We start from the raw sequence: 20,592 nt of genomic DNA on the forward strand, positions 1-20,592 counted from the left end.
GAATCAGATATCCAATACAAAAATGCGGGACCGTAATACAAAGTGTCAGTAATGTCATATTGCTGTTTTTGCATGATCGGAATCAAATGAACATCCTGTCGGCAAAGGCGATCCGACTGTAAAATCATGGTATCCAGCAGTTCAATCATCATTATTTTGGAATGAATATAGGGCCGTTCAACAAAAAAGAGGTGTTTTCTTGCTATGAATCGCAATTGCTCAGAAATTAAATAATTAAGGATTAAATCTATAGATATATTCAACAGAACTTAATAATATATATCTATTTTTATTTTGTAACATTAATATTATTCAAATTTTGGGCAATATTTTTATTCATAGTTAAATAAAAATGACATGAAGACAAAAAAGCCTTCAACATCATATGAACTGAACAGAAAGGGAGGTGTTGCTATCGCCGCATTGTTCGCGATTGTACTTTTTTCATCCCTCTCCTTGATAATGGACAGCGAAGAGAAGGATCTCTCGACATCCGGTGATTGCAATTATAATATGAATTCAGACGTAACTTTGACTGATACGACAATGGTCTATAGCGGCGCCATGGTCACCGCAATGTCGGACGCAGACTGGTACACCCTGACCGGTAACACAGGTATAGATGCCGGCGACTATGTGGCGATAGCAACGCTGGATGACCCAGTAAATACAACATGGTCGGACGGGACAACAGAACCCAAAACAATAAATTGGACAATTTCCCCCAAGGCTCTGGCTACTAACATGGTAGCTTCCATAAATTATTTGGTTTACACTGGGGACGTACTCAATCCAAAGGTTTCTATTTCAGATGGCGAAACAGCACTTGTTTTGAATAAAGATTATACAGTATCTTACAAAAATAATGTCAATGCAGGAGCAGCTAAGGCGTTAATTACAGGAATAGGTAACTATACGGGGACAATAGAAAAAACCTTTAACATTGTAATGAAAAATATATCAATTCCAATAGAAAACACAGACCTCAAGTACAATGGATTTGAGCAGCACGGAGCTCTAGATGGTGAAGGATACGCACTTGCAGGTGAAACGTCTGGTATTGGCGCTGGGTTTTATACTGTTAGGGCTACATTAATCGATCCAATAAACACCATCTGGGAAGATGGATACTCCGATGAAAAAACCATTATTTGGGAGATAGAACCAAAGGTTTTGACTAACGGGATGGCGGCTTCGATTGAATCAATGATTTACACAGGAGGGGCCCTAATGCCAGGAGTCGACGTCATAGACGGTGAGACCACATTAGTACTGAATAAAGACTACCTTATTTCATACACAAATAATACTAATGTAGGGGTTGCAAAAGCTGTAATTACAGGTATTGGAAACTTTACTGGCACAATGGAAAAGTCATTCAGCATTATAATGAAAGATATAACCATTCCTGTCGCTGAAAAAGAACTGAGATATAATGGAAATGAACAGTTTGGAATTTTTGAGGGCGCAGGATATCTACTTGCAGGTGATAATTTCGGAATAAACGCGGGCAGTTACACTGTAACTCTGACTCTATGTGATGCGACAAACACAATATGGTCGGACGGAACCGTGGAGCCTAAGACAATAATTTGGTCAATTTCTCAAATGGTTTTGACAGATAATATGATTTCTCCCATATCTACAATGATTTATTCCGGTAACGAATTAATGCCAGTTTCAGAGGTAAAAAACGGAGACTTAACACTATTTCTGGAAACAGATTACAATATTTCATACACAAATAATGTCAATGCGGGGGTTGCCACAGCCATAATTACAGGAATTGGTAACTATTCTGGAACGATAGAAAAGACATTTAATATTGTCTTGAAAGGTGTTACGGTCCCCCCAGTAAATGGAGAACTTATTTACAGTGGATTCGCGCAGGTCGGCGTCGAAAATGGCGATGGATACACTCTAACAGGCGCAACATCCGGTATCGGTGCCGGTAATTACGTGGCAACCGCATCACTTATCGATACGGTCAACACGGCATGGTTGGACGGGACCACCGAACCTAAGACGATCAGCTGGACGATCGCCAAAGAAACTCTGACGATCGCATATTCCGGGGAGAACGTAGTTTATGGCATATCTCCGTCTCTTACTTTAACGGTCTCCGGGTTCGTTTCCAATGAGAATGTCAATAATGCAGCAGGATACGTCGCACCCACGATAACCAATGAAAACATCAATGCCGGAACATACACGCTGCTACCATTTGGCGGGTCGGCGGACAACTATGATTTCGAGTATATCGGAGGTACCCTGGTCATAAGCAAGAAAGTGATTCAAATACCGGTACCCAACGCCGGGTTGGTGTATAACGGAACCGAACAGATAGGCGTCTCTGGAGGGGACGGATACATGCTTTCCGGCAACATAGGTTCAGATGCTGGCAGCTACGAGGCTCTGGTAGCCCTCACCGATGCCAGCATAACATCTTGGCCCAACGGAAGCACCGAACACGAGGCCGTCGAATGGTCGATAGCCGCTAAAACGCTGAACATGGGCATGATGTATGCGCCGGTCCAGATCTATACAGGATATGCTATCGAACCGGTCGCCGTCATGGACGGAGGCACCCAACTTTTTGAAGGAATAGATTATACGATATCCTATACCAACAATATCGAAGAGGGGTCCGCCGCTGCCGCAGTGACCGGGATAGGCAACTACGCCGGAACTGTGCCAGTGGCCTTTAAAATAGCAAAGAACTACGTTGTGTCCTTCAGCCTCAATGGGTTCGAAGGTGTCGCTCCCGGGCCTCGAACGATCCTAGGCGGGTCGCTATTGGAACTGGAGGACGTGAAAGCGCCCGTCCGTGCGGGATATCAGTTCGGCGGATGGTCCATGACTCCCGGAGGAGATGCGATGTCCGAATATACCGTGTTTTCAAATTCCACGCTGTATGCGGCCTGGAAGCTGAATATTTATGACGACATGCCCTTTGATGAGCTGAACGAGATAATCTCCCAGAACGACAGACCGGCGGTTCAGATAAGGGCAACTGCCGCAGGCAACCTGCTGGACAATGCATTCTTCGAAGGAATTGCGGAAGCAGGCAAGCCCTTCACCGTGAACGTATTGGATGAAAATGAAAAACTGGCATATTCCTGGTCATTTGAAGGTGAGTACAGATCGGAAGCAGGCACTTTCAGGCCAAAAATCTACGAGGCGGACCCCGGTTACGATCTGGAAAGTCTGATCGATTCTTCAAATTACGAAAACCCGTTGGTTCTCAACTTCGCTGCAAGCGGAGTACTGCCGATAGATGCGACTGTGACGTACAATGTAGGCGATATATACGCCGATGGCACGAAATTATCCGTGTTCTTCTATGACGAGGATGCCGATCAGCTCAAAGAAAAGCAGACCGTTACGGTAACGAACGGATCGGTAACCTTCGGCCTCACACACTGCTCTAAATATGTGATGGCCGAGGCAGTCTATGAAGGTCCGGCCGATGGAAACACTATGCTGTACATCGTAACGGCGCTGATCGTAATCGCAATCGTGGACATTCTGGCAGTATACGGTTTCTTCGTCAGGAGGAGCTGAAACAGACAAAAATATTTTCTAAAACATCAAGCCCTGCCAAGATAAAATCAGGCAGGGCATATTTTTTTAATTCAGAACCAAGTGTCAAGCGAACGCTGGGAACGTTTCGATCTGTTTGCCGTCCTGCATTTTTCGATACGGTCCAGAGCGGCCTCGACGCGCGCAGGGGAGAAGTCATACGACGTCAGGACATCCAGGACCGATGCGCGGTCTACATGTTTAGGTTCAAGATCATATTCGTCCGTGTTCGGTCCGTCGAGGAATATATCCCTGATGTCCTGATATTCAGGGATATCTTCGCCGATATGTGCCAGAACATGTTCCAGATCTCCATGGTCCTTTATCAGTTTCAAGCTTTTTTTCGGACCGATCCCCTTGATGCCGGGGTTGAAGTCCGTACCGATCAGGATGCCCATGTCCACAAGCTGCTCTCTCGTCACTCCGAGGCCATCGAGGAAGCCCTTGAGATCTATCACCTCCGTCTTTACCTCTTTGAACTGGTCCCTTCCCGGCATTTTACGCCTCCCGGCCATGGTTATGTTTCTCACTAGGATGGGAGCGCCGAAAAGCAAGGAATCAAAATCCTGAGATGCAGATGCCCAGACGTCGCCCTTTGCGCACATGTAGGCACCCTGGGCCTCGCCGTCGCTCGGCGCCTGGATAATGGGGAGCCCAAGATATCGGATGAGGTCCTTGGAGGACTGCGATATCTCGGGGGTCATGCGCGATGTCTGCTGCGCTTTCGAAAACGCCTTTTTGATATCCCCTTCTTCTATGGCCTCCTCCCATTCCTCCTTGGCCTTCTCGCGCCTTTCCCGGCGTCCGTCCAATGTGCCCTTCTTCAGTTCGTGGGGCTTCCCGTCGAAGACGAAAGAAGGTTCGATCCCCGCTTCGATCATGTTCGCGGTCCGGTACAATATCCCAGAGAGATGCGAGGAGACGCGCCCCTGCGAATCGTGCAGGGGATGTCCGTCGGGCTGCCTTATCGTCGAAAGGAACTGGTATATCGTGTTGTAAGCATCTATTGCGACAGATTTTCCGTTGAGGTCCGACAGTTCGACGCACATCGGCTCTGTAAGGCCGGAAAGGTTCACTCCCATGGTGGCGCCTCACGGGTCAGGGCCGAAGCCCTGCCACATCTTGATCTCGGAGGACATGTCCTTCAGGCCGAACAGGGCGCTGCCCGCCGCGAGCACGGTAGCTCCGGCCTTTACGCATTCCAGTCCGGTCGAGCGGTTGATGCCGCCGTCCACCGATATCTCGAGTTTCGGATTGTGTTCGTCCGCCCATTGCCTTACGTAACGTATTTTGTCGATGCCGGAGGGTATGAAGCTCTGCCCGCCGAACCCCGGGTGCACGGTCATGATAAGAATAAGGTCGGCTTTTTCGAGGAATTTATCGAGTATTCTCACATCGGTCTCGGGATTTAGCGAGATTCCAGCCTTTATTCCAGAGTCCGAAATCATCCTGATTGCCCCCATGGTGTCGCCTTCGGCCTCGGGATGGACGGTCAGGTAGTCTGCGCCCGCTCTTATGAAATCCTTGATGTAACGTTCCGGCCTCTCGATCATAAGATGCACATCGAAGGGGATGCTGGCACATCCGCGTATAGCTTTTATTACCGAGGGGCCGATCGTAATGTTAGGCACGAACATGCCGTCCATGACATCTACATGTGCCCAGTTGGAACCGGATGCTTCCAATCGTTTCATCTCTTCGCCGAGACGGGAAAAATCCGCAGAAAGAATGGAAGCTGATACCTTTGTCATCATTCGGTCATATGATATTACATCATTATAATTTGCTCTTCGGAGAGCCGTCGTAAGTGAACAAATATATCGGACGATATCTTTCGGAAGTTCATGGCAACGGCCAATCACAGCGAAAAGATCGAGGTATGCGATGTGGAAGGATGCAATTCCGACTCTGAGCGTTCGTTCAACTACAAACAGGTGTCGGAGACCTCGCTGGTCCTTAAGCCCGGGGAGTACCGCCAGGTACACCTTTGCAAGGAACACTACCGCGACTTTAAGAAACAGACCAAGACGACCAGGGGCCTGGACCGCATATACTGATGACAGAGATCCTTTTCCTAGGGACAGGGGCCAGCGTCCCCTCGAGGGGCCGGGGGCTGCCAGCGATGGCCGTCCGCAGCGGTCGCGAGATCGTGCTTTTCGATTGCGGGGAAGGGACCCAGAGGCAGATGATGATGTCACCGATGTCTTTCATGAAGATCAAGGCGATTTTCCTGACGCATCTACATGGAGACCATTTTCTGGGGGTGCCCGGGTTGCTGTTGACAATGGGCCTGTCCGGAAGGTCGGACCCGGTACGTATAGTGGGGCCCGAAGGGACGGGCGAACTGCTCGGGAACATTCTAAGTTCATGCGGGGACAGCCTGCCTTTCGATCTGTCGATCACAGAAGCCTATGGCGGCGAGACGTTCCGTATCTCCGATTATTCCGTAACGGCCTTTCCGACAGAGCACGGCGTCCCGTCCCTCGGGTTTGTTTTCTCTGAAGATGACAAGGTGGGGATCGATGCCCGCAAGGCCGCCGAAATGGGAGTATCCGCGACGGATATCAAGATGATAAAAGAGGGGGACGTCGTGAACGGCATATCTTCCGAACACATATCCTCCGGTACGGTGAAAGGCATAAGGATCGTATACACGGGCGATACGCTTCCGTGCGAAGAGGTGCGTTCGGCTTCGATGGGAGCGGACGTGCTGGTACATGAGGCGACTTTCGGTTCCGACCAGACAGAATCCGCCGAAAAACACAATCATACGACGTCGGTGCAGGCCGCAGCGATAGCCAGGGAATGCGGCGTTAGGACCCTGGTACTAAACCACATAAGCAACCGTTACAAGGACCGCGCTCCGCTGCTAGAAGAGGCGGCAAAAATCTTCCCGGACACCATTTTGGCAGAAGATTTCATGCATCTGATGGTGACACGCAGGGAAATCAGATCAGTTTGAGCAGGTCCGCGCTGGTTATCATGCTGATCACCTTTCCCTGCCTGGACACCAGGACGGCGTCGCTGTCTCCCATGAGCTGAGCGACCGCCGAAAGGGACATGCCTTCAGAAACCACCGGGAACGATTCGCCCATGACCTTTTTTATGGAGGTCTTTCGGAGCTCGTCCATGCTCATGCCCTGTTCAATAAGGCCCAGTATCATTCTTTCAGAGATGCTTCCTACAGGACTGTCGCCGCTCATCACCGGCATCTGAGAGAATCCTGTCCGGCGCATGAGGTCCGAAGCCACGCGAAGGCTGTCGTCCGCATCTACCGTAATGGGCGACGTGGAGGCCACGTCCGCCGCGGTGCGGTCTATCCCGGTTTTCCGGTTCATCTTGTCCAGGGTCTCGAAGAGCCTCACTATGGTCCGATAGCTGGCGTCGGTCTTTCTGCTCTCAACCTTGGCGATGGTGCTCTGGCTGACGCCGGATCCGTTGGCAAGCTCCGACTGAGTGATTCCGAGCGCATTCCTCATTTTCTTGATGTCCGATTCCGGCGGGAATTTCACTTTACTTAATACGTTATTATTCTTATATGAATATTTCTTACAGTTTACTTTATAAATAATGAATATGTACGATTTCCTACAGCATAAGCTGAGGGGCTATAGAAATGGCTAAGAATATTTACGTTGAGGGTATCGATGAAATACCGGTACCGAACAGAAGGGTAGAAATCGTCGAGAGGAAAGGTATCGGGCACCCCGACAGCGTTTCAGACGGTATCGCAGAGTCGGTAAGCAGGGCACTGTGTAAAATGTACATCAAGGAGTTCGGCCACGTACTCCACCACAACACCGACGAGACTCAGATTGCGGCCGGAAGGGCACACCCCAAGTTCGGAGGCGGAACGATCATAGATCCGTCCTACATACTTTTGGTCGGACGTGCAACCACAGAGGTCGAGGTCGGAAAGGAGCTCAAATTCCTGCCGTGCAAGCCAGTCGCGCTGAGAGCGGCTAAAGAGTATCTAGAGAAGAACTTCCCCAATCTGGATGTTAAATCTGAAATCATAATGGATGCTAGGATCGGTCTTGGGTCAGACGATCTTACCGGAGTTTACAAAGCATCGGGATACCACTCCAACGACACGTCTTTCGGTGTAGGATATGCACCGTTCTCGATCACGGACAGGCTTACCCTGGAGACCGAGGAGTTCATCAATGGCGCCCTCAAGAAGAAGATGCCGGAGACAGGGCAGGACGTCAAAGTAATGGCATCCAGGATCGGAAAGGACATAACTTTGACAGTGGCATGTGCGATGGTGGACAGATACCTCACCGACGCCGACGCTTACAAGTCTGCAATGGTGCAGCTTAAGAACGAGGTCACAGACAACGCGCTCAAGATCATCGGAAACGAGGACATAAACGTCAACGTGGACGTAAACACCGGCGACGACTACTCCCGCAACGTTTACTATCTGACGGTCACGGGAATGTCCCAGGAGATGGGAGACGACGGTTCGGTCGGAAGAGGCAACAGGTGTAACGGGATAATTACGCCATACAGGCCGATGTCCATGGAGGCCACTTCCGGAAAGAACCCGATAACCCACGTCGGAAAGATCTACAATGTGATGTCAAAACTCGTCGCCGAGGAAATATCCAAAGAGATAGGCCCAGAGGTCGAAATACGCGTTAGACTGCTGTCGCAGATCGGAAAACCGATTTCGCAACCGCTCAACGCTTCTGTTCAGGTGCTTGCGCCAGGAGCAGACCAGCCAAAGGAACTGTCCAAGTGGAAGTCCGACGCCGAAGGCATAATGGAGCATTGGCTCGATAACATTGATAAGGTCACAGAACTTATCACGACCGGTAAAGTAAGGACCTTCTGAGTCCCCTTCCGGTGAGCTGGATATGAAAATAATAGATGAGCCGCAGTATGGGCCGATGTTCAGGTTCAGCGATGCCAATGTATATTGGACGTTGCACACAATTTCGGACGGAAGGAGGATTGGACGCAAGCGACTCTCCGAGGCCGTCGGAGTGGGCGAGGGAAGCATGCGCCGCATAGTCGACACTCTTAGGGAATGGGGACTTATCTTCGTAAAGCAGACGGGGATAATGATCACCAAGGCCGGCCGAAGCTACCTGGAGCAGATGCCAATCCGCGTAATAAATCTGGACGTCGGCAACTCTGTGGTCGGCCAATACACGCAGAGCCTGCTGGTCATGGGGGTCTCCGATAAAGTGTTCAACGGGATGCAGCAACGAGACGCGGGCATCAAGGCCGGAGCCACCGGATGCACCACGTTGGTCATACGGGACGGCGTTCTGCTGATCCCCCCTGACTGGAACGTCGACGAGGAGAATCCCAGGCTCGCAAAAGAGGTACGAGAGGTCATAGGCATGACCGGGAGCGATGTCATCATCGTAGGCGGCGGGGAGACCAAGTTGCTGGCGATAGAGGCGGCGGTCACGGCAGCCCTCGAGCTGTTCTGATAAAACTATTTACAACCAAACCCTTTACGAGCCGTGAAGCATCTTTTCAGCTTTTCAGTATATCAGAAGCTGGCCGAAATTTCGTCGACCGCCGTCGAATCAACTCTGAATGGCATGGGCTGCGACGGATTGGAACTTCTGACAGGATACTACCCTGTCCCGGACGAATACCGCAGCTATGCCACGGGCGTCCATCTTCCCTACGCTGCGGATTGGCTCCGCGCATGGACGGGCAAAGAAGTCCCTGATTGTGATATGGAAACGGCGAGGTTCATCATGTTCGGAAAATGCGCCGCCGACGTAACCGAGAGCCTGGCACTTGCAATTTCCCAGGCTTCGGAGCTCAATCCTCCTTACGGGGTGCTCCATGCCGGCAACATCAATCTGGACGATATATTCATGCACGAGGGCATGGACAGCGACAAAAAGGTCCTGGGGTCTTTCTGCGAGATGGTTAATTCTGCAGTATCGCTGCTTCCCCACGGCAAGGTCCCCTTCAAATTGGCGTTCGAGAATCTCTGGTGGCCGGGCCTCAAAATGAAGGACGGATGGGAGGTCAAGTTCTTTGAGAATAAGATCGAGTTCGAGGAATGGGGAATATGCCTGGATACAGGGCATCTGTTGAACTGCCTTCCCGACATACGCAACGAAAATGACGCCATATGCTCTCTCAGAAAGGTTTTCGAAGGGTACAGCGCCGATACATTGGACAGAATAGGCACCGTGCATCTACATGTGAGCACATCTTCGGATTACAGGGACAGTTTCGAAGGTCGGACCAGGGACCCTGACGATTCAATGGGCGTTTTCATGGAGAAGGCCAATGAACATATAGGCAAGATTGACCAGCACCGTCCTTTTAAGTCGGACAGATGTGCGGAACTTGTCGAAATGCTGTCCCCCGATTACGTCACGCACGAGATGGCAGGTTTCGTTTCGGGCGACCCGCTGGGCGACTTCAGGGCCCAGCGTTCGCATTTTCCGTTCGACTTACGAATGCTATAAATAATACTTCTATCTTGCACAATCCAGAGGAAAGAAGATGGCACGTTTTAAAGAGGCCGAGAGCAGGCTCCTTGATAAGTCCGTATGCATGAACTGTTATGCAACGAACCCCCCTAAGGCGTCTAAATGCCGCAAATGCGGATACAGCAACCTTAGGCCCAAGGCTAAAGAGAGCAGGAAGCAGTGATCCGGCCAGACCGGCCGGGTCTGTGCCAGCTTTGCGACCGTCTAACTGGTCGTTCCCTTAATTTAAATAGTCTGTGGGCCGTAAGGAGTTCCAGTCTCACCTGAGGGTATCTCATGAAGGTCTTGGTCGCTGACGATAATGTAGCCATACAGGAAATATTGAGAGAAATCGTCACCAATACTGGTAACCAGGTTTTTCTCGCTTCTAATGTGGTCGAGGCCGCGGAATCAATACTTCAGAATCGCCCCGAACTGATATTTTTAGATATGTTCTTGGGAGGCGAGCCCGGGATGAAGGCGATAGACATCGTCCACGAAGAGGACGTTTCCATGAACATGAAGGTCTATATTCTGAAAAACAGCAAGGAGTATATACCCAGAGACGAGGCCTTCGTGGTCGGGGAGATCGAGAAGCCGTTCAGGAGCGCCGACATAGTTGCGATATTATCGGGATCGAAGAACGTTCCTGAAGTTGCACCGGTTCCGGCGTCCAGGCCCTCGAGGCTCGAAAAAAGGCGCAAGAACAAGGAGCAGCTGGCGGCTGCCGAGCAGACGGGGCTGCCGTCCGGCAGAGCCCATCTCATACTGGAGGGCAACCCTGTAGGCGTCTACAAATACGCTTCGGATTTTGCCGATGCAGGATATGACATGCTCATCATCACCAGCAACAAGATCAAGGCCGTAAGGGAGAAGATGAAATACGGCAAGATGAACGTTATAGCTCTTTCTGCAAAGCCCAGGCTGGACTACAAAGACATAAGGAAGCTAGGATCCCTTACCGATTCGGTCAATCGTTTCATATCCGATAACGCGCGTCCCGTGATCGTGATCGACGGGCTGTCCGCCTTGATGGAGAAGAACGGCCCTAACCGCACACTCACCATGATGCGCCAGCTCACGGCGGATAACGCCGGCTCCGCAACATTTTTAATATCTCTGAACGAGAATTCCATCGACAAAAAAGGTCTGGACATACTCGTTCATAATATGGATATCCATAAGACCGTCGACTGAGGCTTTTTGATGAAGATTGAGAAAGTATGGGCAAGAGAGGTTCTCGATTCGAGGGGTAACCCCACGGTAGAGGCTGAGATCACTGTGGCAGGGCACAAGGTAAGGGCCATCGCGCCATCGGGAGCGTCCACGGGCACCTGGGAGGCCCATGAGCTCAGGGACGGCGGCGAAAGATACGGAGGCAAAGGGGTCCTCAAGGCCGTCGGCAACATAAGGGAAGATATCGCCGCGTGCATCACGGGAATGGACCCGTCCGACCAGGAGGCGATAGATATGGCAATGATCGACCTCGACGGAACGCCTAATAAGAAAAGGCTCGGCGCGAACGCCACCGTGGCAACGTCGCTGGCTGTCGCCAAGGCGGGCGCTATGTCCAGGAACATGCAGATCTACGAGCATATTGGCGGCGATCACATAACGCTGCCCGTTCCGATGTTCAATATAATCAATGGCGGGAAGCATGCGGGAGGCAATCTGAAGATACAGGAATGCATGCTCGTCCCGGCCGGGGCCCCTAACTTCTCCGAATGCCTGAGGATGGCTTCGGAGGCGTACATGTCTCTGAAGAAGCTTCTCTCGAAGAAGTACGGCGTATCGGCTGTGAACATAGGCGACGAGGGCGGTTTCGCTCCCCCGGTGGACACGGTCGCAGAGGCGCTTGAAACAATATCCCAAGCTACGTCCGATGCCGGATACAGGCCCGGCAAGGACTTTTTCCTTGCTTTGGATGCCGCTTCCTCAGAATTCTTCATCAACGGCAGGTATGAGGTGGACGGCTTCAGCTTCACCGCAGGCGAGCTCGAGGACCATTATGCGGGACTGGCCAAAGATTTCCCCATCATAAGCATCGAGGACCCATTTTTTGAGGACGATTTCGATTCGACGGCAGATCTCACCAGGAGAATAGGCAAAGGAGTGCAGATAGTAGGTGACGACATATTCGTCACAAACACGGAGAGGCTCAAGCGCGGAATAAAGGCCGGGGCGGCGAACGCCCTCCTGCTCAAGGTGAATCAGATAGGTACGGTCACAGAATCGGGCCAGGCCGCGGAGACGAGCTTCAAAAACAACTATAATGTAGTGGTGTCGCACCGCTCCGGCGAGACCGAGGACACCACCATTGCCGATCTCTCGGTAGGGTGGGGTTCGGGACAGATCAAGACGGGAGCACCGGCGCGCGGCGAACGCACCGCGAAATACAACAGGCTTCTGAGAATAGAAGAAGAACTGGGATCGAAGGCCGTGTTCCCCGGCATCAAGGCGTTCAGGTTCTGATAATATGGACAAGCTCTTCATCGCAGACGAGAAGGACGTCAGGGACGGTTACACGATGGACGTGTACTTCGAGCGCACAAAACAGATTTTGGAAGCCAAGGGGCTGGACAAATCCAGGGTATGCGCCGAGCTTACAAGCAGCTCGCTGCCCCGCGGCTGGGAATGGGCCGTTTTCTGCGGTCTCGAAGAGGTCATACGCCTTTCGGAAGGAACCAACGTTTCGGTCTATGCGATACCCGAAGGGACGATAATACGTGCCCGCACCCCGGCCAGCGTCAGGGTGCCGGTAATGAACTTCATAGGAAACTACGTCGACTTCGGAGTCATGGAGACCGCGATCCTGGGGATGATATGCCAGCCCACAGGCGTGGCCACTAAGGCTTCGAGGGTGAAGATCGCCGCACAGGGAAAACCCGTCATAGCCTTCGGCAACAGGAGGATGCACCCTGCAATTGCGGGCGTCCTCGACCGTTCGGCCTATATAGGCGGATGCGACGACGTGTCCTCGGGTATCGGCGGAGATATAATCGGCAAGGAACCGTTGGGAACGGTGCCCCATGCACTCACTTTGATGATGGGCAGCAACGACGCAGCGTTCAGGGCATTCGACGAGACCATAGATCCGAAAGTCCCTCGTATAATGCTCATCGACACATTCTCTGACGAACGCAGCGCCGCAATAGAGGCCTGCAGGTCCGTGAAGAACCTGGTGGGAGTCAGACTGGACACTCCGGGCTCCAGAAGGGGGAACTTCAAGGAGTTGATCGACGAGGTTCGCTGGGAGATGGATATGAACGGCTACAAGAACGTCAAGATAATCGTCTCCGGCGGTCTCGATGAGGAATCGGTCGCCAAGCTGGCAGACACATGTGTTTCAAGCTTCGGTGTCGGAACTTCTATCGCCAACGCCCCGACCTTGGACTTCTCGATGGATCTTGTGGAGAAGGACAGCGAGCCGATCGCCAAGAGGGGCAAGTTCGCCGGGCGCAAGTTCCCGTACCGCTGCCCGCATTGCTACACCATGGGCGTATCGCTCGTTCCCGACGACGAGATCAGATGCGATTGCGGATGCGTCATGGAAATGATCGAAAGGCCCGTGCTCAAAAACGGAAAGAGAGTTATCCCTGAGGTTAAACCCAAAGAAGTCCGCGAATACGTGCTGAAGCAGTTGGAGCACATGAAACAGAACGGACTCCTGTGAACTGCGCGGAAATGGTCTCACAGGGGCCGTAATATTATTATCGTGTTACAAAATAATATTCAATATATACACTTTGGGGGTATCGTATGTGCCCTTCCAGAGATGGTAACAGAAAGCTTATATCCGCTCTAAATATAGGAAGCTAGGGCACTTCCCGAGGCATCTGTGGATGGTGTAGAAGCCTTGTTTGGAGCCTATAATCGGGGGAAGTAAAATCGGGAATGCAACATGTTCAGCAGAGCGCTGCATCGACAGTCTGTTGGATAAAACGTTGGACAGGATACGCATCGACGGCATGATGAACGTCTACTGCGAGTGTGGCAGAATCGTCTGGCTTGACCGGTCGGAGATGGGCCTGAAGCTCAGCATAGGCAAAAAGCTGGAATGCACCCATTGCCGCAACAGGCGAATCTCCGAGGAGATAGATTCCCTTAACAGACACTTCAGCGGCGAAGAGCCCATCGCAGAATTCTGATCTTATTATTTATCGGCCTTAGCGGCCTTCTTGACACCCGCTTTCTTCACGCCTACCTTCTTTGCGGGTACGGTGTTCTCAGCATCGACGGCTTTCTTTGCGGCCGCTTTCTTCACGCCTACCTTCTTTGCAGGTGCAACGTTCTCAGTTTCCACAGCATCCTTTACGGCCGTTTTCTTTGCACTAGCCTTCTTCTCAGATGTGGCCTTCTGTTTTGCGGGACAGTCGGGATTGATACAGTCTTCGGAACTTCCGAAGAGGATGATCGGCGAGTTGCAGAGTTCGCACTTCTTGTCTGTGGGGACGATGCTCCCCCTAGGCCTGAGAGGATACGTCTGCGTACAGGCAGGCCATTCGGTGCAGCCTGCAAACCTCTTCCCGGCCTTGGAGTACATCATCCTGATCTTTCCCTTGCCGCACGTCGGGCAGTCCCCGAGGAACGTACGCTCGGTGTTCGAAAGGCATTTAGGATCGATACACTGCAGGAGCGGCGGGTTACCCTTCCTGATCACTTTGAGATGGGGGAGTCCGCAGACCGTGCATACGGATTCTGTGGTCTGTACCATGGCCCCGCGCGGGAGCGGGTAAGAACATGTGCACTCCGGATATCCATCGCATCCGATGAAATTTCCGTTCTTCGATTTCTTGATTGTAAGGTTGTTGCCGCACGCCGTGCATAGGCCGATGTGTTGCTGAGTTCTCAGAGCGGCCCTGATCTCTTTTCCTATGGCCTCCTCCTCGGCGGAGATCTTCTCGGAAACCGTGTAAAGCATATCCTGGGATTCTTTGACCACGCCGTCGAGCGTGCGCTCTCCGTTGCCGATCTTGACCATGTCCGATTCAAGTTTGGCGGTCATGTCCGGTTCCGTTATTCCGCCACCATGCCTTTCCAGGGCTTTGGTCAGCGAAACGCCGCCTGCGGTGGGGATCAGATGGTTCCCCTGTACATAGTTCCTAGAGAACAGTTTGGCGATAATGTCATGCCTGGTACTCTTGGTCCCGAGTTGCAATCTGTCCATCTCCTGGATCAGGGAACCCTGGTTGTATCTGAAAGGAGGTTTGGTCTCGGAAGCCTCCATAGAAACGGAACGGACGTCGACGATGTCTCCGACCTTCACTTTCGGAATCGAGGATTCCTTGGATTTTATGTATTTCCCGTAGTACTTTTTCCATCCCTTGGATTTCTGTTTGTACCCTTCGCATTTGAACTCTTCATCGTTAACTTTGACGATGCATTCGGTTACCTCGGCTATCGCCGAAGGTGCGACCGTAGCCATGAACCTCCTTACGATAAGTTCGTAAAGCTTCCATTTGTCGCCCTTCATCTTTGCCGAGCTGGCCGCCGCCGTCGGATAGATAGGAGGATGGTCGGTCGTACGCCTCTTTCCTCTCGATGGATATATCTTCTCCTGTGCCAGTATCTCTTCTATCTCTTCTTTGAAGTCAGATTCCCTGAGCTTCTCCAAAACGCCTCGGATGCTTATGCTCTTGGGATATTCGGTGTTCTCTGTACGGGGGTACGAAATGTATCCCCCGGTGTATAGGTCCTCTGCCAATTTCATGGCGACCGTCGGGGGAATCCCGATCTTGTTCGCCTCGACCTGCATCTGCGTGGTGTCGAACGGCGGAGGCCTGTATTCCTCTTTTTCCGTGACCTCGAACGTGGTTACGGTTCCTGTTTTGGCGGAAGATGTGCGGGCAAGTATATCTTTGGCGGCGTCCTCCTCCCAGAACGGATTACCGGCATGCTGTCCCTGGAACGCAAGGATGCCGAAGCGCCCGACGATGTTCCAGAACGGCTTTGATATGAAGTTTTCGATTTCCTCGTTCTTGTCCACGAGCAGTTTGAGCGTGGGGCTCTGAACGCGTCCCACCGACATGAAGTTCTTTCCGACCTGGCCCGATGCCAGGGATATCTGTCTTGTGAGCACGGCGCCCCATGTCAGATCTATTATCTGTCTTGCCTCGGCGGCGTCCGCCAGACGTTTGTCGGGAAGTGCAAGGTCGGAGAAGGCAGCCTCTATCTCTGATTTGGTAAGTGCGCTGAATTTCGATCTTTTGACCTTGGACATATCCACGCCTGCGGCCTCGACGGTCTCGACCCCTATGAGCTCTCCCTCGCGGTCATAGTCGGTGGCGATTATGATTTCGTCCGCCTCTGCGGCGGATTCTTTGATGTTTTCCAGAATGGATTTGACACGCACGGTCTTTACCTGCGGCGCATACACAAGGTCGGTGGGCGAGCCGTCGGACCAATTGTTGTATTCTTCGGGATAGTCGAGCTCGAGGATGTGTCCCCTGAGGCTTATGACGTCGTATTCATCGTTTCCTGCAGAGAAAGTAATCACCGAGGCCCCTCCGACCTTCTTTGTGGTATATTTGCCGTCGGAAAGGATCGTGGATATCCTCCTGGCAGCATTGGCCTTCTCGGTGATTATCAGTTTTTTCATCGTGCAACCGAGTCATTAGCCATTATTTAACCATTGGCGACTGGCAATCCGTTGGCCGCAGTACTCCTGATTAAGTATTTTGTACTCACTATCGACGCACATGTCCGTCGATAAAATAATCGAGTCGCTTATGAGGCACAGGGGAGTTAGGAAAGTAACGCTCCTAGAAGACGACTTGGTCGACATAATAAAGGAAGAAGAGAGCCAGATAGTCAGCGCTTTCGGCATCCCGATCGTGAACGAGGCCATGGAGGAGTGTTTATCGAAGGACATCAAACTATGCATCTATTGCGACTATTCTTTCGAGCATCCCGATGACAGCATCATGTTCATGAAGGACGGGGAGGGCAGAATAGTCGGTCAGGACATCGCCGACTCGAAGCGGTCCCAATTTGAGGGAAAAGACAACATAATATGGCTTTCTGAAGACTTCATACTGTATCCCGACGCCGACATGGGCCCGGATATACAGATTGTCATGGTGTCCCAAATATACCATGGATTCTCAGAGGAGGACGGGGTTTCCGAAGCGGTGGTATTCTCACCGGCAACCACCACGGACTGCATCATAAAATCCAGATGCGGGGACCCGCGGGACTCGCAAATAGCCTCTGCGATTATGGGACTGACGCTGAACTGACGTCACTTGCGGGCGCCCAGGTGGTGCATGTTGCCTGATTTCGGCGACACCATCGTAAGCCTTCCCCTGAGGACGCCCTTGATGGACGTGATCTCCGATGCGAGCTTCTTCAGCGAGCCCAGCTTGCCTTCCACTATGAGTATCTCCATGCAACGGTCGTGGTCCAGGTGCACATGTATGGACGTGTTCACGTTACCGGAGTGGTCGTGCTGAATGTCGGTCAGCTTGTCTCCCACATTGGTTACGTTGTGGTCGTACACCATCACTATGACTCCGACCATGTACTCTTCATCGTTTTTCCACTCGCTCTCTGCCAGCGAATCGCGCACCAGGTCCCTGATGGCCTCGGACCTGCTTACGTAGCCTTTGTTAGATATCGATTCGTCGAACTCCCTGAGGAGTTCTGGTTCAAGTGAAACGCCTATGCGGGTGACGCCGTCCATGAACCCCAATCACATTTGGGCCGTAATAATACTGTCGGAAGTCTTGTATCCTTAACGCATAAGTTCTGGAAGCAGGGAGATTTATCATTTAGCGCCGCGATACCAATCCGTGGAGACATATTCGGAACGCATAGGTGAAGCGCTGGATTCCGCGGTCAGGGACGCGGTCTCCGGAAAAAAGGTCGCGGTTGCATTCTCGGGAGGTCTGGATTCCGGACTGGTAGCGGCACTGGCCGCAAAATATGCGGAAAGCGTGGTCCTGTACACGGCAGGGTCCGATGTCTCCTATGATGTTATCAATTCCAGGGACGCCTCGTCAAAGATGGGGCTGCCGTGGATACACATACCTCTGCACGAAGGAAACATCGAAACAATCCTCAGAGAGATGGTCCGTTTTACTGGAACTACATCTCCGCTCACCCTCTCGTTCGAGGTCCCGACGTTCTGTGTGACAAAAGGATCGGAAGAGAAATTTATCCTAGGCGGCATGGGTTCGGACGAGCTTTTCGCAGGATACCATAAGTATATGGGGATGCCGGAGGAGGAGTTCCGCAGGAACAGCGCAGAGGACATGGAAAAGCTTATGACGGAAGTTGTGGAACATGAGGACAAGGTCGCAGTCGCGTCGGGTAAAACAATGATAAGGCCCTTCACGTCCCCGGAGGTCCAGAATGTTGCGCGTTCCATTCCGTTCGGTATTCTGGAGCCCAAGGACGAGAGCTCAAGGAAAGCGGTCCTAAAAGTGCTGGCGCTGAGCTGGGGCCTCGATTTCATAGCAGATAAAAGCAAGAAGGCGGCCCAGTACGGCTCGGGAGCCACGGACCTCATCAAGGCAACAGCCAAGAGGAAGGGGATGACCCAGCACCAGTATATCTCGATGATATGCAAAGAAGAGCTCGATTGATAGTGTTTATATGAGACCCCAGTCATCCGCTCCCGTGAGCATCGACAATGCCGACAAGGAACAGTTCCTCAGTTGGCTTTACGGCCTAAGCGTGCACGGAATAAAGCTGGGATTGAGAAACATCACCGAACTGCTGGAACGCCTGGGCAATCCTCAGGAAGCTTTCAGCAGCGTGCATGTGGCGGGTACGGACGGAAAGGGGTCCGTCTGCGCGATAATATCCGCGGTCCTTATCGACGGAAAAGTCAGGACCGGAACGTTCACTTCACCGCATATCCTGAACTTCAACGAGCGCATAACCGTCGACGGAGTTCCGATCACCGACGAGGAGCTGGCGTGCATGGCATCGGTCACGGTCCCTCATGTCAAGGCGATGGCCGGAAAGGGGATGCTATGCACCTTCTTCGAGGTTACGACGGCCATTGCATTTCTCTATTTCAAAGAGAAAGGAGTTGAATACGCCGTCGTGGAGGTAGGCATGGGCGGCAGGTTCGATGCAACAAATGTGATAGTACCAGAGGTAAGTATCATTAACAATATCAGTTTGGAGCACACCGAATATCTCGGGAATACGATAGAAGAGATAGCGTTTGAAAAGGCCGGTATAATAAAAGAGGGCGTACCGTGCGTTACGATAAATCCCGAGCCGGCCCTCTCGGTCATAAGGAAGGTCGCCGAAGAAAGGAGATCCCCGCTCACGCGCATAAATCCTGATGACATTTCCGTGATATCGGTTTCAGCGGAAGGCACCGAGTTCACATACAAGGAAGAGAAATATTTTGTATCGATCCCGGGGAGGCATCAGGCCCGGAACGCTTCGATTGCAATAGAGGCCCTGTCAAAGCTGAAGATCTACGGACACAGGTGCAGATGCAGGATCAAGCCCGGACTCAGCAAGATAAACTGGCCCTGCAGGATGCAGAGGGTGGAGGGGACGCCGTTCATCGTGGACGTTTCCCATACATTTGCCGGATCTTCATGCCTGAGCTCGGATATAAGAGACATCTACGGAAAGGTGCTCGTTGTTTTCGGTATTTTGGGCGATAAGGACATAGAACACGTCTCAAAGAACATATCCGATATAGCCAGCAGAATAATTTTAACAAAACCGGATTCAGTAAGGGCGGCGCCTTTGGAAAGGATTTCTGAGATAATGGCCAAATATTCCGATGTTGTGGCCATAAGGGAAAGCGTAGGCGATGCGATGGACCTTGCGCTAAGCATAAGGGAGCCCGATGAGTTGATATTGGTGACAGGCTCTTTCTACATGGCCGGAGATGCACTGAAGTGGTTGGAAAAGACATATCCTGGATCCTCGACACGCTGTCTGAGGAGTATGAAAGCGGAGCATACCCCGGAAGGTCCTCGGAAGGACTGAACCCGGAATGGCCCTGCGATCCGTTCCATGTTCTGGTGGCCACAATACTTTCTCAGAGGACGAAGGACGACAACACCCGCAAAGCATCAGATCGTCTTTTCACCGCATTTCCGACCATGGACCTGATGGCCGGAGCGGACGTTGAATTAGTTTCCGAGCTAGTTCGTCCTGCGGGATTTCCGAATCAGAAAGCCAAGGCGATCGTCGACTGCTGCAACATACTATTGTCGGAATACGGCGGCGAGGTGCCTGAAGAAACCGAAGAGCTTCTCAGGTTGCCGATGGTAGGAAGGAAGACCGCGGCCTGCGTTCGGTCGTACGCCATGTGCATTCCCGCAATATGCGTCGATACGCATGTTCACCGCATAGCGAATCTGATGGGATTGGTAAGCACAAAGTCCCCGGAAGACACGGAATATGCTCTTATGGAAATCACCCCGGAGGACAGGTGGACGGATATCAACCGATATCTTGTACGTCACGGGCAGTTGGTGTGCAAACCGAACCGTCCCCAGTGCCAAATATGTTCGGTCGCATCGATGTGCGATTCGCGTCGCAGCTGAAACGCTCTTTATTTAATGAGTTAAAGTAT

General features: G+C 51.8%; 20 protein-coding genes. 15 read left to right on the plus strand and 5 right to left on the minus strand.

Annotated elements, in window-relative coordinates; all coding sequences use genetic code 11:
* The first annotated feature begins 357 nt into the window (after positions 1-357).
* Positions 358-3,564, plus strand: coding sequence for an MBG domain-containing protein (locus VB016_03540; protein MEA4977605.1), 3,207 nt, complete (start codon positions 358-360; stop codon positions 3,562-3,564).
* A gap of 71 nt (positions 3,565-3,635) precedes the next feature.
* On the opposite strand, the gene fen is transcribed toward VB016_03540, so the two are convergent.
* Both fen and rpe read right to left on the minus strand, forming a co-directional pair.
* Positions 3,636-4,664 (minus strand): flap endonuclease-1, encoded by a 1,029-nt coding sequence (fen, locus tag VB016_03545; protein ID MEA4977606.1) that lies wholly within the window; start codon positions 4,662-4,664, stop codon positions 3,636-3,638.
* Between the two features lie 9 nt (positions 4,665-4,673).
* Positions 4,674-5,336 (minus strand): ribulose-phosphate 3-epimerase, encoded by a 663-nt coding sequence (gene rpe, locus VB016_03550; protein MEA4977607.1) that lies wholly within the window; start codon positions 5,334-5,336, stop codon positions 4,674-4,676.
* A gap of 90 nt (positions 5,337-5,426) precedes the next feature.
* Here rpe and VB016_03555 point away from each other — a divergent pair, with 90 nt between their 5' ends.
* Together VB016_03555 and rnz are read left to right on the plus strand one after the other, a co-directional pair.
* On the plus strand, positions 5,427-5,639 hold the full coding sequence (locus VB016_03555) for a hypothetical protein (GenBank protein ID MEA4977608.1): 213 nt from the start codon (positions 5,427-5,429) through the stop codon (positions 5,637-5,639).
* Positions 5,639-6,544 (plus strand): ribonuclease Z, encoded by a 906-nt coding sequence (gene rnz / locus VB016_03560; GenBank protein MEA4977609.1) that lies wholly within the window; start codon positions 5,639-5,641, stop codon positions 6,542-6,544. Before VB016_03555 ends, rnz begins: the two co-directional genes overlap by 1 nt.
* On the opposite strand, the gene VB016_03565 is transcribed toward rnz, so the two are convergent.
* Positions 6,531-7,094, minus strand: a complete 564-nt coding sequence (locus VB016_03565) for a CBS domain-containing protein (GenBank protein MEA4977610.1) — start codon at positions 7,092-7,094, stop codon at positions 6,531-6,533. The genes rnz and VB016_03565 overlap by 14 nt on opposite strands.
* A 104-nt stretch (positions 7,095-7,198) precedes the next feature.
* Between VB016_03565 and VB016_03570 the strand changes: the two genes are divergently transcribed.
* From VB016_03570 to VB016_03605, 8 genes are all read left to right on the plus strand, one after another.
* Positions 7,199-8,422 (plus strand): methionine adenosyltransferase, encoded by a 1,224-nt coding sequence (locus VB016_03570; protein ID MEA4977611.1) that lies wholly within the window; start codon positions 7,199-7,201, stop codon positions 8,420-8,422.
* A gap of 22 nt (positions 8,423-8,444) precedes the next feature.
* Positions 8,445-9,029, plus strand: coding sequence for a DUF4443 domain-containing protein (locus VB016_03575; GenBank protein MEA4977612.1), 585 nt, complete (start codon positions 8,445-8,447; stop codon positions 9,027-9,029).
* Positions 9,030-9,062: 33 nt separating this feature from the next.
* On the plus strand, positions 9,063-10,034 hold the full coding sequence (locus tag VB016_03580; GenBank protein MEA4977613.1) for a hypothetical protein: 972 nt from the start codon (positions 9,063-9,065) through the stop codon (positions 10,032-10,034).
* Between the two features lie 37 nt (positions 10,035-10,071).
* The gene (locus tag VB016_03585; protein ID MEA4977614.1) at positions 10,072-10,221 is read left to right on the plus strand and encodes a 50S ribosomal protein L40e; all 150 of its coding nucleotides are present in this window, start codon (positions 10,072-10,074) and stop codon (positions 10,219-10,221) included.
* Between the two features lie 113 nt (positions 10,222-10,334).
* Positions 10,335-11,234 carry a DUF835 domain-containing protein gene (locus tag VB016_03590; protein MEA4977615.1) on the plus strand — a complete coding sequence of 300 codons (900 nt, stop codon included), beginning with the start codon at positions 10,335-10,337 and terminating at the stop codon, positions 11,232-11,234.
* 9 nt (positions 11,235-11,243) lie between these two features.
* The gene (gene eno / locus VB016_03595; protein ID MEA4977616.1) at positions 11,244-12,509 is read left to right on the plus strand and encodes a phosphopyruvate hydratase; all 1,266 of its coding nucleotides are present in this window, start codon (positions 11,244-11,246) and stop codon (positions 12,507-12,509) included.
* Positions 12,510-12,513: 4 nt separating this feature from the next.
* Entirely contained in the window at positions 12,514-13,710 is a 1,197-nt protein-coding gene (locus VB016_03600; GenBank protein MEA4977617.1) for a nicotinate phosphoribosyltransferase, read from the plus strand.
* A gap of 259 nt (positions 13,711-13,969) precedes the next feature.
* Complete coding sequence (locus VB016_03605) at positions 13,970-14,185, plus strand: hypothetical protein (GenBank protein ID MEA4977618.1); 216 nt, start codon at positions 13,970-13,972, stop codon at positions 14,183-14,185.
* A 5-nt stretch (positions 14,186-14,190) separates the two neighbouring features.
* On the opposite strand, the gene VB016_03610 is transcribed toward VB016_03605, so the two are convergent.
* Positions 14,191-16,635, minus strand: a complete 2,445-nt coding sequence (locus tag VB016_03610; protein ID MEA4977619.1) for a DNA topoisomerase I — start codon at positions 16,633-16,635, stop codon at positions 14,191-14,193.
* Positions 16,636-16,735: 100 nt separating this feature from the next.
* Here VB016_03610 and VB016_03615 point away from each other — a divergent pair, with 100 nt between their 5' ends.
* A complete protein-coding gene (locus VB016_03615) occupies positions 16,736-17,275 on the plus strand; it encodes a hypothetical protein (protein ID MEA4977620.1) in 540 nt (179 codons plus the stop codon).
* A 2-nt stretch (positions 17,276-17,277) separates the two neighbouring features.
* On the opposite strand, the gene nikR is transcribed toward VB016_03615, so the two are convergent.
* Complete coding sequence (nikR, locus tag VB016_03620) at positions 17,278-17,718, minus strand: nickel-responsive transcriptional regulator NikR (GenBank protein MEA4977621.1); 441 nt, start codon at positions 17,716-17,718, stop codon at positions 17,278-17,280.
* Between the two features lie 109 nt (positions 17,719-17,827).
* On the opposite strand from nikR, the gene VB016_03625 reads away from it, so the two are divergent.
* From VB016_03625 to nth, 3 genes are read left to right on the plus strand one after another with little or no spacing between them, the layout of a single operon-like run.
* Positions 17,828-18,622: an asparagine synthase-related protein gene (locus tag VB016_03625; GenBank protein ID MEA4977622.1), complete on the plus strand. Its 795-nt coding sequence runs from the start codon at positions 17,828-17,830 to the stop codon at positions 18,620-18,622.
* Between the two features lie 34 nt (positions 18,623-18,656).
* The gene (locus tag VB016_03630; GenBank protein ID MEA4977623.1) at positions 18,657-20,000 is read left to right on the plus strand and encodes a folylpolyglutamate synthase/dihydrofolate synthase family protein; all 1,344 of its coding nucleotides are present in this window, start codon (positions 18,657-18,659) and stop codon (positions 19,998-20,000) included.
* Positions 19,910-20,563 carry an endonuclease III gene (gene nth / locus VB016_03635; GenBank protein MEA4977624.1) on the plus strand — a complete coding sequence of 218 codons (654 nt, stop codon included), beginning with the start codon at positions 19,910-19,912 and terminating at the stop codon, positions 20,561-20,563. The genes VB016_03630 and nth overlap by 91 nt, the downstream gene beginning before the upstream one ends.
* The last annotated feature ends 29 nt before the right edge of the window (positions 20,564-20,592 follow it).

It is taken from the genome of Methanomassiliicoccaceae archaeon, assembly GCA_034928305.1.
Lineage (GTDB): Archaea > Thermoplasmatota > Thermoplasmata > Methanomassiliicoccales > Methanomethylophilaceae > VadinCA11.

What these genes read in the sequence shown, in the direction of transcription:
- VB016_03585 (MEA4977614.1), top strand. Translation starts at nt 10,072, where the DNA reads ATGGCACGTTTTAAAGAGGCCGAGAGCAGGCTCCTTGATAAGTCCGTA.
- VB016_03600 (MEA4977617.1), top strand. Translation starts at nt 12,514, where the DNA reads ATGGACAAGCTCTTCATCGCAGACGAGAAGGACGTCAGGGACGGTTAC.
- VB016_03570 (MEA4977611.1), top strand. Translation starts at nt 7,199, where the DNA reads ATGGCTAAGAATATTTACGTTGAGGGTATCGATGAAATACCGGTACCG.
- eno (MEA4977616.1), top strand. Translation starts at nt 11,244, where the DNA reads ATGAAGATTGAGAAAGTATGGGCAAGAGAGGTTCTCGATTCGAGGGGT.
- VB016_03540 (MEA4977605.1), top strand. Translation starts at nt 358, where the DNA reads ATGAAGACAAAAAAGCCTTCAACATCATATGAACTGAACAGAAAGGGA.
- VB016_03575 (MEA4977612.1), top strand. Translation starts at nt 8,445, where the DNA reads ATGAAAATAATAGATGAGCCGCAGTATGGGCCGATGTTCAGGTTCAGC.
- VB016_03615 (MEA4977620.1), top strand. Translation starts at nt 16,736, where the DNA reads ATGTCCGTCGATAAAATAATCGAGTCGCTTATGAGGCACAGGGGAGTT.
- nikR (MEA4977621.1), bottom strand. Translation starts at nt 17,718, where the DNA reads ATGGACGGCGTCACCCGCATAGGCGTTTCACTTGAACCAGAACTCCTC.
- VB016_03590 (MEA4977615.1), top strand. Translation starts at nt 10,335, where the DNA reads ATGAAGGTCTTGGTCGCTGACGATAATGTAGCCATACAGGAAATATTG.
- VB016_03555 (MEA4977608.1), top strand. Translation starts at nt 5,427, where the DNA reads ATGGCAACGGCCAATCACAGCGAAAAGATCGAGGTATGCGATGTGGAA.
- fen (MEA4977606.1), bottom strand. Translation starts at nt 4,664, where the DNA reads ATGGGAGTGAACCTTTCCGGCCTTACAGAGCCGATGTGCGTCGAACTG.
- rpe (MEA4977607.1), bottom strand. Translation starts at nt 5,336, where the DNA reads ATGATGACAAAGGTATCAGCTTCCATTCTTTCTGCGGATTTTTCCCGT.
- rnz (MEA4977609.1), top strand. Translation starts at nt 5,639, where the DNA reads ATGACAGAGATCCTTTTCCTAGGGACAGGGGCCAGCGTCCCCTCGAGG.
- VB016_03610 (MEA4977619.1), bottom strand. Translation starts at nt 16,635, where the DNA reads ATGAAAAAACTGATAATCACCGAGAAGGCCAATGCTGCCAGGAGGATA.